The sequence below is a fragment of the Subsaximicrobium wynnwilliamsii genome (assembly GCF_007997225.1).
Taxonomy (GTDB): Bacteria; Bacteroidota; Bacteroidia; order Flavobacteriales; family Flavobacteriaceae; genus Psychroserpens; species Psychroserpens wynnwilliamsii.
Window position 1 is genome coordinate 16,844 of sequence record NZ_VORM01000004.1, and the last position, 12,715, is coordinate 29,558.

General features: G+C 40.4%; 12 protein-coding genes. 7 read left to right on the forward strand and 5 right to left on the reverse strand.

All coding sequences use genetic code 11. The annotated features are described in order from the left end of the window. Nucleotides 1-3: 3 nt before the first annotated feature. On the reverse strand, nt 4-660 hold the full coding sequence (locus tag ESY88_RS04405; protein ID WP_147085438.1) for a hypothetical protein: 657 nt from the start codon (nt 658-660) through the stop codon (nt 4-6). A 140-nt stretch (nt 661-800) separates the two neighbouring features. After that, complete coding sequence (locus tag ESY88_RS04410) at nt 801-1,727, reverse strand: malate dehydrogenase (RefSeq protein ID WP_147085439.1); 927 nt, start codon at nt 1,725-1,727, stop codon at nt 801-803. 552 nt (nt 1,728-2,279) lie between these two features. Here ESY88_RS04410 and ESY88_RS21660 point away from each other — a divergent pair. Continuing rightward, nucleotides 2,280-2,408 carry a hypothetical protein gene (locus tag ESY88_RS21660; RefSeq protein WP_262713066.1) on the forward strand — a complete coding sequence of 43 codons (129 nt, stop codon included), beginning with the start codon at nt 2,280-2,282 and terminating at the stop codon, nt 2,406-2,408. A 77-nt stretch (nt 2,409-2,485) separates the two neighbouring features. On the opposite strand, the gene gyrB is transcribed toward ESY88_RS21660, so the two are convergent. After that, nucleotides 2,486-4,423 carry a DNA topoisomerase (ATP-hydrolyzing) subunit B gene (gene gyrB / locus ESY88_RS04415; protein ID WP_147085440.1) on the reverse strand — a complete coding sequence of 646 codons (1,938 nt, stop codon included), beginning with the start codon at nt 4,421-4,423 and terminating at the stop codon, nt 2,486-2,488. 787 nt (nt 4,424-5,210) lie between these two features. Between gyrB and ESY88_RS04420 the strand changes: the two genes are divergently transcribed. Both ESY88_RS04420 and ESY88_RS04425 read left to right on the forward strand, forming a co-directional pair. Next, nucleotides 5,211-5,498, forward strand: a complete 288-nt coding sequence (locus tag ESY88_RS04420; protein WP_147085441.1) for a DUF6444 domain-containing protein — start codon at nt 5,211-5,213, stop codon at nt 5,496-5,498. Between the two features lie 176 nt (nt 5,499-5,674). Next, on the forward strand, nt 5,675-6,775 hold the full coding sequence (locus ESY88_RS04425; RefSeq protein WP_147085442.1) for an acyloxyacyl hydrolase: 1,101 nt from the start codon (nt 5,675-5,677) through the stop codon (nt 6,773-6,775). A gap of 147 nt (nt 6,776-6,922) precedes the next feature. Here the strand turns inward: ESY88_RS04425 and asnB are convergent, their stop codons facing one another. After that, nucleotides 6,923-8,584: an asparagine synthase B gene (asnB, locus tag ESY88_RS04430; RefSeq protein ID WP_147085443.1), complete on the reverse strand. Its 1,662-nt coding sequence runs from the start codon at nt 8,582-8,584 to the stop codon at nt 6,923-6,925. Between the two features lie 258 nt (nt 8,585-8,842). On the opposite strand from asnB, the gene ESY88_RS04435 reads away from it, so the two are divergent. Continuing rightward, nucleotides 8,843-9,388, forward strand: a complete 546-nt coding sequence (locus ESY88_RS04435) for a DUF2911 domain-containing protein (protein ID WP_147085444.1) — start codon at nt 8,843-8,845, stop codon at nt 9,386-9,388. A gap of 212 nt (nt 9,389-9,600) precedes the next feature. On the opposite strand, the gene ESY88_RS04440 is transcribed toward ESY88_RS04435, so the two are convergent. Continuing rightward, on the reverse strand, nt 9,601-10,233 hold the full coding sequence (locus ESY88_RS04440) for a 7-carboxy-7-deazaguanine synthase QueE (RefSeq protein WP_147085445.1): 633 nt from the start codon (nt 10,231-10,233) through the stop codon (nt 9,601-9,603). 42 nt (nt 10,234-10,275) lie between these two features. Here ESY88_RS04440 and ESY88_RS20865 point away from each other — a divergent pair, with 42 nt between their 5' ends. The 3 genes from ESY88_RS20865 to ESY88_RS04455 are packed head-to-tail and all read left to right on the forward strand — an operon-like array spanning nt 10,276 to nt 12,650. Then, nucleotides 10,276-10,515: a hypothetical protein gene (locus ESY88_RS20865; protein WP_189702519.1), complete on the forward strand. Its 240-nt coding sequence runs from the start codon at nt 10,276-10,278 to the stop codon at nt 10,513-10,515. Beyond that, on the forward strand, nt 10,508-12,037 hold the full coding sequence (locus ESY88_RS04450; protein WP_147085446.1) for a helicase HerA-like domain-containing protein: 1,530 nt from the start codon (nt 10,508-10,510) through the stop codon (nt 12,035-12,037). Before ESY88_RS20865 ends, ESY88_RS04450 begins: the two co-directional genes overlap by 8 nt. Before the next feature lie 58 nt (nt 12,038-12,095). Continuing rightward, on the forward strand, nt 12,096-12,650 hold the full coding sequence (locus tag ESY88_RS04455) for a hypothetical protein (RefSeq protein ID WP_147085447.1): 555 nt from the start codon (nt 12,096-12,098) through the stop codon (nt 12,648-12,650). The last annotated feature ends 65 nt before the right edge of the window (nt 12,651-12,715 follow it).

Genomic DNA, 12,715 nt, shown 5'->3' on the forward strand with positions numbered 1-12,715 from the left:
GGCTTATTTTGGCTGCATGTCCTTATAGCCCTCTGGAGGCGTGAGGTCAAAAATACCTGAATCCACTTTTTCTTCATCAATAGAAGTGACTTCATTGGTAATGGTCATGTTCATCCCCATTTGATTCACATCCATAGACATGTACATTGGAAATCCAGAAATCTTATCGTTAAACGTCGCTGTTTGTTGCGACATTGCAGAAATAGCATCGGTGGTAAACATTTCCATTTTCATAGTCTGCCCATCTTTGGTCATGGTCACAAAATATTGCTGACACTCATAACCTAGAATGCTTTTAGTTTCATCTCCTTTTTTGATCTCCATATTTTTTTTATCGGCTTCACTAAGCGAAATATCCTGTAGCATATAAACTTTGCCCATTGACGGACTATCCATCAACATGAGCATTTTGTTGGAATCGCCATCAATAATGGATATAACTTTCCCCGTCATGGGGCTTGTGGCTTCTGCTCTGGTCTTATTGCCTTTAAAATAACTCGTGGTCTCAACATCTCCTATCATGGCCAATTGCGCCTTGGCTTGCTCATTATCGCTAGTCATGGTTTGCTTGGAAATTACCTTTCCTTCTTCAAAGCTATCTTGGCCAAAGCTAGCGTAACATAAGTTTAGTGCCAATAAGGCTAATATCAGTTTTTTCATTTTAATGGTTTTAATGGTTTCAATTTTGATAAATATAAAGAAATATTTTGTGCATTTGAACCTTTGTCATCAGGCTTTTAACTAAAAAACCTCATAAACTTAAAAGGTTCCATGAGGTTTTTGTTTAAAAATACAGCCGCTTAAATTTCTAAAAGCGCGTTGGTTTTTTTAACACCTTCTGCACTTTGCTCCATGTGTTTCTGTTCTGCATCACTCAGTTTGATGCTCACTATTTTCTCGATACCGTTGCGTCCTAAAATTACGGGTACACCAATACAAAGGTCTTTTAAACCGAACTCACCGTCTAAAAGCACTGAACAAGGGAACATTTTCTTTTGGTCGCACGCTATGGCTTGCACCATACTACTTACTGCTGCACCTGGCGCATACCAAGCCGAAGTGCCCAATAATTTGGTCAATGTCGCACCACCTACTTTAGTATCTTCCTTGACTTGCTCCAAACGTGCTTCAGATATAAATTCTGAAACTTTTATGCTGTTTCTAGTCGCATGCGCTGTTAATGGTACCATCCCAGTGTCGCTATGACCACCAATCACCATACCATCAATATCACTTATAGGTGCTTCCAAAGCTTCTGCTAAACGGTATTTGAAGCGTGCGGAATCCAAGGCACCACCCATCCCAATGATTCTGTTTTTAGGCAAGCTGGTGGTTTTGTGCACCAAATAGGTCATCGTGTCCATAGGATTGCTCACTACGATGATGATTGTATTTGGAGAGTTTTCAATGAGACTTGAAGATACCGTTTTCACGATTCCAGCATTGATCCCTATGAGTTCTTCGCGCGTCATGCCAGGTTTTCTAGGAATACCAGAAGTAATCACGCAAACATCGCTATCTGCAGTCTTCGAATAATCGTTGGTAACCCCTGTGATCTTGGTGTCAAACCCATTTAAAGATGCGGTTTGCATTAAATCCATGGCTTTACCTTCGGCAAATCCTTCTTTAATATCCAATAAAACCACTTCACTTGCGAAATTTTTAATCGCAATATACTCGGCACAACTTGCGCCTACTGCTCCTGCTCCAACTACTGTTACTTTCATCTGTTTATTTTATTTTAAATTAATGACTTCTAAAAACAAGCTCTGCTTTCATTCAATTACTGAATAAAAAGGAGCTTATTTTCATATTTTTATTCTAATTCCTATTACTGAAATATGGAATGCCTAAAATTACAAATTTCAGTGCTTAAAACGAAGAAAGCTGCGCACTTAATTCTGAGCTGCGATACAGCAGAAGCCCAACATTTACTCCATCAGGATTGAATTAACAATTTCTAGTGTTGAAGTTTATGGGTATTTCACAAGACAGAAACCTTACTGCATAGAATCGAAAATAATGCAACAAAAAATACAATAGTTCAGTTTGATAACTTCAGAAACCTTTGCGGAATCTAGCGATAAGGTCTTAAAAGTTCATAATCAAAAGACCGATTATAAGGTGCAGAAAGGCTATACCTGCTAGGATAAGCACTAATAAAAGGAATCATTTGTTTTTCCATAGATATCTGGGGACGATATTGAATTTGAGAATTGTTGGTGGAAAACTTCAGCAATGGCAATGCAAACTCCTAATTGGGATGAAAAACACCAACATTGGCAATACAAACCAACAACGCATTGATCTTAAAAGCCTACCAGACCCTTTATTCTATAAGCAGTGCCATTAAAAGCCTAACAGCCCAAAAGCAAAAACAGGCTTCAGATTTTTCAAATTATTATTGATTCCCGTCAAATTTCAGCAAAAAAAAAGCAACTACACGCATCGTGCAATTGCTTTTCTACTTCTAATAAACCATTAATTAGGCATCAATATTTGCATAAATGGCGTTTTTCTCGATAAACTCACGTCTAGGCGGCACTTCGTCGCCCATCAACATTGAGAAAATACGATCTGCTTCGGTACCGTTATCTATTTGCACCAAACGCATGGTTCTAAATTCCGGATTCATGGTGGTGTCCCAAAGTTGTTCTGCATTCATCTCACCAAGACCCTTATAACGCTGGATTTTTGAATTTTCGCCAAATTCTTTCATAATGCCATCGCGTTCTTTGTCACTCCAAGCATATTGCTTCTTAGCGCCTTTCTTGATAAGGTATAACGGTGGTGTGGCGATGTAAATATGCCCGCCCTCGATCAATTCCTTCATATATCTAAAGAAAAAGGTCAGGATTAGGGTAGCAATGTGGCTACCATCAATATCGGCATCACACATAATGACCACTTTATGGTATCTCAATTTTGATAGATTCAAGGCCTTACTGTCCTCTTCTGTACCAATGGTAACGCCTAAAGCGGTGTAAATGTTCTTGATTTCCTCATTTTCAAACACCTTGTGCGTCATGGCTTTCTCCACGTTCAAAATCTTACCTCTCAAAGGTAAAATCGCTTGAAATTTACGGTCACGTCCTTGTTTCGCTGTTCCACCTGCCGAGTCTCCCTCAACCAAGAAGACTTCACATAGGCTTGGGTCTTGCTCGGAGCAATCACTCAATTTCCCTGGCAAACCGCCAAGGCTCATTACCGTTTTACGTTGCACCATGTCACGCGCCTTCTGTGCTGCATGACGTGCTTGGGCTGCCAAGATCACTTTTTGAACAATGATTTTGGCATCGTCTGGGTGCTCTTCCAAATAATTGGTGAGCATCTCTGAAACGGCCTGACTTACAGATGCCGAAACCTCCCGGTTACCCAATTTGGTTTTGGTCTGGCCCTCAAATTGAGGTTCCTGTACTTTCACAGAAATGATTGCGGTCAAACCTTCACGGAAATCATCACCTGCAATATCAAACTTGAGCTTATCCAACATGCCTGTACTTTCAGCATATTTTTTAAGCGTGTGGGTTAAACCCCTTCTGAAACCTGATAAATGTGTGCCACCTTCATGCGTGTTGATGTTGTTGACGTAGGAGTGTAAATTTTCGGCATAAGAGGTGTTATAAACCATGGCGACCTCAACAGGCACATCGTTCTTTTCACCTTCAAATGAAATGATCTCCTTAATGATTGGCTCGCGACTACCATCTAAAAACTTGATAAACTCCTTGAGACCTTCTTTCGAATGAAATGTTTCACCTTCAAATTCGCCATTGTCTTTCTTGAAACGCTTATCAATCAAGTGAATGGTAATCCCTTTGTTCAAGTAAGACAATTCGCGCATTCTACTGGCCAGAGTATCATAATTGAACTCTAAGGTTTGGGTGAATATGCTTGGATCTGGTCTAAACGTGACCACAGTACCCCTTTTATCGGTTGTGCCCACCGCTTTTACAGGATACATGGCCTTTCCTTTCTCATATTCTTGCTGCCAAATGGTGCCATCTTTATGAACCGTAGCCGTTAAGTGTGCAGACAGTGCATTCACACAACTCACACCCACACCGTGCAAACCACCGGAAACCTTATAGGAGTCCTTGTCGAACTTCCCTCCTGCTCCAATCTTGGTCATAACGACCTGCAATGCAGAAACGCCTTCTTTCTTATGTAGATCCACTGGGATCCCACGACCATCATCCTCGGTGGTCACAGAATTATCCTCGTTGATTGTAACCGTTATGTTGTCACAGTAACCGCCCATAGCCTCATCGATGGAGTTATCCACGACCTCATAGACCAAATGGTGCAAACCTCTCGTGCCCACGTCGCCAATGTACATTGACGGACGCATACGCACGTGCTCCATGCCTTCTAGGGCCTGAATACTATCTGCGGAATATTGCTTTTTGTTTTCTTCGCTCATGATTTGTTTTTTATGAATTCCATAAGCTTTAACGCTGTGAATGCTTATTGGAATACATGGGGTTTGTATTATTTGTTTCTCAATCTCACTTTGGCCAATTAAGACCATAAAAAAAGACGCAACCGGCGCCTCAAGTAAGACAGACAAATATAAGGAATAACCCCGCTTTTTAAAAGCATTTCATCGATTGAATGCAATAATTATCAACATTTGTTAATTACGAGATAGTGCCTCAAAACGATCAAAACATAGCTTAAAATAGATTTTATAGGTTTATAGCATCTTTTGAAATCATGAGAATGCAGAAAACCTGTTAGAAGCAATTATTTGATTTCGCTGAAATCAAAATTATATCAACAACCTTCTCAAAAGAAATCATTTAAGGGTAAACCCTATTTTTAAAATTCCATGATTTTCCCTTTAAAACAATCCTCTGATATCTTATAATTTAGCAGCATAAACAATCAATCGCCTGGAGTTGATAAAATAAACACTTGTTTGCTAGCTGAAATTAGTCAATTGATGTCTACAAAAAGACTGGATTTTGAGCTAAGAAAATTAAGGAATCCTTCTGGATTTCCATCTTATACGTTTAAATCCACACACTTAAATTCCGGTAACTATTCAGCCTATTCTAAAAAACACATAACTATGAACAATTTTGACTTTTGTTTTTAAAAAAAACAACTTGTTTGTAAACATTTGTTTATTACCAATCAATAACAATCTGATTTGTTTTATGAACTTTTCATTGGTGTTCGTTTTCTTAGTATCAACCAAATAGAAATTGAACCCTGACAAAAAGCGCATTGCAGCACTAGAACCCAAAAGTATCTGTTTAGAATCATTGATTGAAAAATTATTGAATAAAATCGAAGTCCTAACGCATCGAAAAAACAGTCGAAATAGTCCAGTTTCGTCATCAAAAGATGAAAATAGAGCTTTAAAAAGCGAACGTCTCCGTCTCAGTCAGGGCAAAAGCGTAGGTGGACAATTAGGGCACGAGGGCAGTACTATAGAAATGACAGTAGCCCCAGATAGCATTGTTGAGCACACGCCAGCATTCGGTTGGTAACAGGTACGTGCATAAAAAATGGTCAAAATGTTTTGGCTGTATTCAAAACGATAGCCACAATAAAACCTGAACAGTTACGAAGATTTTAAAGAAAAGGTGTAAATGAATGGCTGAAATTTATAGTTAGTGCTTCTCTGGAAAAATGCATATTTTTAGGATACTAAATAAATTTCCTCATGACAAGACCATCGCATTCGGTCATTCTTTATCTGTTCGTTTCCATAAGTTTATACTCACAAACCGATTCATTGCGTATTGAAGAAAGTAGACCGACTTTTATTGGCGTCAATTTGGATTATGGCTTTCTAATCAGGCACACCGAATCTTTGCGTGACATGGACAATTCCCATCCCAGTGCCTTGAGTGTGGACTTGAGCAAACTTTTGCTTACACAAGAGGCATGGGATTTCTGTAATTGTTTTCCTAAGCTGGGTGTTAATCTATCTTATTGGAATTGGGACAACCCTGACGTTTTAGGCAATGGCGTACTTGCTATGGGTTATGTAGAACCGTATTTTAGGACCCAAAAGAAAACCAATATTTTTTTAACGATGGGTATTGGTGGCGCATACCTTACAAACCCGTTTGACGAGGGTTCAAATCCAAATAACGAATCATACAGCACTCACTTGAGCTTTGCCCTTATGGCTGGCCTAGGGATTAATTACCGTTTGACCGAAAAATTAAATATCCGTCTCGCCGCAAAATACAACCATACCTCCAATGGTGGTGTGAGCACGCCCAATAAAGGTTTGAACTTTCCCACTTTGAGTTTGGGTGTGCATACGAGTCTGGAGGATGTGCAATATCCGTCTCTATCAAAAATAGGTAAACGCGAAGCTCCAGAGGATAAAACGAGATTCTCATTGATACATTTTTCCGGTTGGAGCAATGCTAATGTAGGTGATAAGGACAAATTTTATGTTTTTGGTCTTACTGCCAATTACAGTAGATGGGTGGGCAACAGAAGTGCTATAATGGTAGGCACGGAATGGATTTTCGATTATTCCAGAAAAGAACAGATAAAAATAGATGGTGGCAACTCCAGTTTTCTGCAGGGCAGTGCATTGGTGGGGCATGAATTCTGGCTCGGAAGAGTAAACTTTAGCCAGCAGTTGGGCGTGTATTATTTCAATGAGTATCGAACAACTGATGATGTATACCAGCGCTATGGATTGACCTACAGTTTCAATAAACATATTTTTGCAGGCTTTAACTTAAAAGCACATCGTCATGTGGCAGATTTTTTTGATTTGAGAATTGGGTATACGTTTTAGGAGCGATTGATTCGATTTGCTATATTTTTGCAACTCCATCTTGAAATTTTGGAATCACTATAATTCTAAAATAATCCCGCTTAATTAGCGGGATTGATTCGATTTTCCGAATTTTCTGCAACTTCGTCTTGAAAATCAGGCATCTCATTAATAGGCATCGGCATGCACTTTAGAAACTGCTCTCCCACTTGGGTCGTTCATATTCTTAAAAGCCTCATCCCACTCCAAGGCGATTTTTGTACTGCAGGCCACACTAGGCTCTTGAGGCACACATAAGGCTGCTGCGTCACTTGGAAAATGTTCCTCAAAAATAGAACGGTAGTAAAATTCCTCTTTATTCTGTGGTGTTTGTAATGGAAATCGAAAGTGGGCGTTTTTAATTTGCTCATCGCTTACCGCCTCGTTAACCATTTCTTTTAAAGTATCAATCCAGCTGTAGCCAACGCCATCACTAAATTGTTCTTTTTGACGCCATGCCACACTTGCGGGCAGCATATCTTCAAAGGCTTTACGCACTACCCATTTTTCCATACGTTCGCCGTTGATCATTTTATCCTGCGGGTTGATGCGCATCGCCACATCCATAAATTCCTTGTCCAAAAATGGAACACGGCCTTCAATGCCCCAAGCCGCAAGGCTCTTATTGGCTCTCAAGCAATCGTATTGATGCAGTTTGCTGAGTTTTCGTACCGTTTCCTCATGGAATTCCTTGGCATTTGGGGCTTTGTGAAAATAGAGATAACCTCCAAATAATTCGTCGGCACCCTCGCCAGACAATACCATTTTAATACCCATGGATTTGATGACCCTAGCCATCAAATACATTGGTGTACTAGCACGAATGGTGGTGATGTCATAGGTTTCAAGGTTGTAGATCACATCACGTATCGCATCCAGACCTTCTTGGATGGTAAATTTAATTTCGTGGTGCACGGTACCAATATGGTCTGCCACTTTTCGGGCTGCAGCTAAATCTGGAGAGCCTTCCAAGCCCACGGAAAAACTGTGCAGTTGTGGCCACCAAGCCTCAGAGGTGTCATCACTTTCTATTCGTTTTGAAGCATATTTCTTGGCAATTGCAGATGTAACCGAAGAATCCAATCCGCCAGAAAGCAACACCCCGTAAGGCACATCACTCATCAATTGTCTGTGCACTGCGGCCTCTAGCGCTTCCTTGATTTTGGCGATGCTGGTTTCATTGTCCTTAACGGCGTCGTATTCCGTCCAATCACGCTTGTACCATTGCACGAACTTTCCGTCTTTACTGCTTAAATAATGTCCTGGAGGAAACAATTCTATTTTAGAGCAAGTGCCTTCCAAAGCTTTTAACTCTGAAGCAACATAAAAGGTGCCGTTTTGATCCCAACCTATATATAAGGGAATGATCCCCATGTGGTCACGGGCCACAAAATATTCGTCTTTTTCAGCATCATATATGGCAAAACCAAAGATGCCATTCATCTCATCAATGAAATCTGCACCCTTTTTCTCATAAAGTGCCAAAATAACTTCGCAATCACTTTGCGTTTGAAATTTATAATCTGGAAATTGCTTCCGCAGTTCACGGTGGTTATAAATCTCCCCATTGGCTGCCAACACTAACTTATTATCGGCACTTACCAAGGGTTGCTTTCCTGAAGCTGGATCAACGATCGCCAGGCGCTCGTGCGCCATGATCGCTTTATCGTTGCTATAGATACCGCTCCAATCTGGACCGCGATGGCGCAGGGTTTTTGACATTTCCAACAATTGTGGTCTTAATTCTTCTGATTTCTGCTTAAGATCGAAAGCACATACAATTCCGCACATAATACATTTATTTTAAGTCTTGAGTTTTATTTCATTTGATTAGGCAAATATGGGTTTATGGTAACATATATAAAACACTTTACCCTAATTAGATTACAATTTAAAAGTATATTTTATAATTTACCATAAAAATGACACTATTATGCGTTTTATTCTATTATTTTTATTGTGAACTGTAAATTTCGCTTACAAATACCGACCTTTAGAGGATTAACATTTAAATCATACAATTAACCAATTTTAAAAACGAACTATTTTATGAACATCAAATCAATTATTTCAAGACTAAGCTTTGCAATGGCGCTGTTGTTTGCAGTATCCATGAGTGCGCAGGATTTTAAGGGACTGGATAAAAGCCCTATGGACGGCGCTGCTTTTCCTTCAGATTATAAGGATGCCAATAAACTTATTAGAATCACTTACGGCAGACCACAACTAAATGACCGCAAGATTGAGGATCTCGCGCCAAGCGGAAAAGTATGGCGTACCGGAGCCAATGAGGCCGCCGAGTTGACACTTTATACACCAATGACCTTAGGTGGCACTCAAATCGAGCCAGGCACTTACACATTTTATGTAATTCCGGGTGAGAAAGAATGGACCGCCATCATTAATAAGGACCTCAATGTTTGGGGAAGCTATTTTTACAAGGAAGACCAAGATGTTGCCAGAATAAGCGTCCCTGTTACCGAAGGTAAGGAGTCTTTAGAAGCCTTTTCCATCGCTTTTGAAAAAGCAGAAGGTGGCGTGGATATGCATTTGGGCTGGGGAACGATGCGCGTTGCAGTTCCGTTTAAGAAATAGGATGCTAGATGCTAGATGCTAGATGCTAGATGCTAGATGCTAGATGCTAGATGCTAGATGCTAGAAAAAAATGTAGAAATGGTCTTTACGAATTGAGTAGAGGCCATTTTTTTATTACAGAAGTTATGCAATTATATTTACTGAAAATTCATTTAAGACTGAAGACCGCGACTGAAGACCGCGACTGAAGACCGCCGACTGAAAACTAAACTTTAAGGGATATTCAAATACTTGTGCGTCTGCAACGACACTTTCCACTTCGGGTTTGCCATCACGTAATCTACAATAAGCGGTACCATTTTATCGCGTTTGCTCCATTCGGGTTGAAGGTAGAGAATGCAATCCCCATTTACTTTTGCAGCTTGCTCCTCGGCAAAACGGAAATCATCTTTATTGAATATGATGCACTTCAATTCGTGTGCCTTATCGTAAACCTTTTGCGTGGGCAGCTTCATTTTCTTTGGTGACAAGCAAATCCAATCCCATTCTCCCGTGAGCTCGTAGGCGCCAGAAGTTTCAATATGTGTTTGCAAGCCTTTTGCTTTTAGCTGTTTGGTCAATTCGGTCATGTCCCAAGTTAGTGGCTCACCACCTGTAACCACAATGGTTTCGCTATATTTTACAGCATTTTCAACAATTTTGGCGGTTTCGGTAGGTGGATGCAATTCAGCATTCCAACTTTCCTTCACATCGCACCAGTGGCAACCCACGTCACAACCACCAATTCTTATAAAATAAGCAGCAGTGCCTTTGTGGAATCCTTCACCTTGAATGGTATAAAATTCTTCCATTAAAGGCAATAAAAGCCCTTGGTCTATCAAGTCTTGTCGTTCACTTCTCGTCATAGCGCGCAAAGGTATTCATTTGTTGTTAGAAATCTGTTGAAATTGAAGTTGAAGTTGAAGATGAAGATGAAGATGAAGTTGAAATTGAAATTGAAGTTGAAGTTGAAGATGAAGATGAAGATGAAGATGAAGTTGAAGATGAAGATGAAGACTGAGACTGAGACTGAAGACTGGAAACTGAAGACTGGCGACTGGAAACTGGAAACTGGACTAAAAACCAAGCTCGCTTGCCATACGTCCCAAAATTATACTACTTTTAAACAAATTTTTAATTATGAGTAAAACCGATGATTTTTTAGCCGAAATCACAGCAGGGAATACCTTTAAGGGGGAGTTCATTACCTTGGGTTCAGCAATGCTGGATGGCAAAACCTTGACCAATGCTTATGTGAATATTCCTTTGAAAACCATGAATAGACATGGCTTGATTGCAGGGGCAACGGGAACTGGAAAAACAAAGACCTTACAGGTATTGGCTGAAAATCTCAGCGAAAAAGGAATCCCGGTAGTACTTATGGACATCAAAGGCGATCTTAGCGGATTGGCAAAACCAAGCGCAGGACACGCCAAAATTGATGAGCGTCACGCCTCAATTGGTCTCCCCTTCACGCCCAAAGCATTTCCTGTGGAAGTGATGACCCTTTCTGAACAAGATGGTGTGAGGCTTCGGGCGACCGTTAGTGAATTTGGCCCGGTTTTACTCTCAAGGATTTTAGATTTAAGCGAAACACAGTCTGGTATTGTGGCCGTGATCTTCAAATACTGTGACGATCATAAATACCCGCTTTTGGATTTAAAAGATTTCAAGAAAATCCTTCAATATGCCACACAGGAAGGTAAAGATGAATTTTCCGACGCCTACGGAAGGATCTCAACCGCATCCACCGGCGCCATTTTAAGAAAAATCGTAGAGATTGAACAACAAGGTGGCGAGCGTTTTTTTGGCGAAACTTCCTTTGAGGTCGATGATCTCTTGCGCGTGGATGATGACGGAAGAGGCTACATCAACATCCTTAGGCTTACCGATATCCAAGACCGACCAAAACTATTCTCGACCTTCATGCTAAGTCTTTTGGCTGAAATCTATTCCACCTTCCCAGAACAGGGAGACAGTGACAGGCCAGAGCTCATCATGTTCATCGACGAAGCGCATTTGATCTTCAATGAAGCCTCAAAAGCACTATTGAACCAAATCGAAAGCATCGTCAAACTCATAAGGAGTAAAGGTGTTGGCATTTATTTTGTGACCCAAAATCCCACCGATGTGCCAGAGGCTGTTTTAGGCCAATTGGGATTGAAGGTACAACACGCGCTTCGGGCTTTTACCGCCAATGATCGCAAAGCCATTAAGTTGACCGCCCAAAATTATCCGGAAACAGATTTTTATGATACCACAGAGGTTTTGACCTCCTTGGGTATTGGCGAAGCGCTAGTGTCCGCATTGGATGAAAAAGGCAGACCTACTCCCCTTGCAGCCACGATGATGCGCGCTCCAATGAGCCGAATGGATGTTTTGACCGATACTGAATTGGACGCGCTAATAAGCACATCAAAACTCGCTAGAAAATACAACGAAACCATTGATCGTGAGAGCGCTTATGAAATGCTCAATGAAAAAATTGAAGCTGCTGAAGCCGAAGAAGCAAAAGCAAAAGCACGCGAAGAAAAAGAAGCGCTCGAAAAAGCCAGTAGCCGGGGCACTTACAGGCGAAATAGCTCCAGACAAAATCCGTTAATAAAGGTATTGACGAGTCCAACCGTGATACGAAGCGTTTTGGGAATCTTGACCAAAATGATGAAATAGATCGGTCCGCATTTAAATAAAAAACAAGCTCAAATTCTAAATTACTAAATCAAAATCAATGCAAAAATTAACTTTCCTTATCTTTGGCTTAATCATTTTAACAAGTTGTTCCTCAGAAAAAGAGCGTGACCCTTTTGAAGTTGGAAAAACTTATGTGGGCAGTTTAACAGACTCCACTCAGGTCAAGGATTTAGAATTGATCTTTCCCAATGACTCCATAGTGACCTTTACCAACATCAACGGCATCAACCGCCAAAACGCAGAGATTGATATTTACGACAGCTCAGGGAAAAAATTATTGGAGCTAACCCCAAAAACGCGTCAAGATTCCACGGCTATGATTAAGAGTGTCCAGTTTTTTGACCAACGCTTCAAAACGACCAAAAATATTAGTACTTTGAGTACCTTTAAGGACATCCAGGAGCAGTACAAAATTTCGAGCATCAATAATTTGATTAGAACGGTAGTGATTTCAGTAAATGAAATCAACGCTTCGTTTACGATTGATAAAAGTGAACTTCCTGCCAACCTTAGGTTTGACATGGATCTCAAAATTGATGCTGTTCAAATTCCTGATAATGCCAAAATCAAATATTTCATGGTTCATTGGTAAGGTTTTGAATTTTTCAATAGCTCAACTACAATTCATTGAACATGACTCCATTCAGCATAATATTA

Bases quoted from the DNA above. Each gene is read 5' to 3' on its own strand.
- ESY88_RS04405 (WP_147085438.1), bottom strand. From the start codon at position 660: ATGAAAAAACTGATATTAGCCTTATTGGCACTAAACTTATGTTACGCT.
- ESY88_RS04410 (WP_147085439.1), bottom strand. From the start codon at position 1,727: ATGAAAGTAACAGTAGTTGGAGCAGGAGCAGTAGGCGCAAGTTGTGCC.
- gyrB (WP_147085440.1), bottom strand. From the start codon at position 4,423: ATGAGCGAAGAAAACAAAAAGCAATATTCCGCAGATAGTATTCAGGCC.
- ESY88_RS04425 (WP_147085442.1), top strand. From the start codon at position 5,675: ATGACAAGACCATCGCATTCGGTCATTCTTTATCTGTTCGTTTCCATA.
- asnB (WP_147085443.1), bottom strand. From the start codon at position 8,584: ATGTGCGGAATTGTATGTGCTTTCGATCTTAAGCAGAAATCAGAAGAA.
- ESY88_RS04435 (WP_147085444.1), top strand. From the start codon at position 8,843: ATGAACATCAAATCAATTATTTCAAGACTAAGCTTTGCAATGGCGCTG.
- ESY88_RS04440 (WP_147085445.1), bottom strand. From the start codon at position 10,233: ATGACGAGAAGTGAACGACAAGACTTGATAGACCAAGGGCTTTTATTG.
- ESY88_RS04450 (WP_147085446.1), top strand. From the start codon at position 10,508: ATGAGTAAAACCGATGATTTTTTAGCCGAAATCACAGCAGGGAATACC.
- ESY88_RS04455 (WP_147085447.1), top strand. From the start codon at position 12,096: ATGCAAAAATTAACTTTCCTTATCTTTGGCTTAATCATTTTAACAAGT.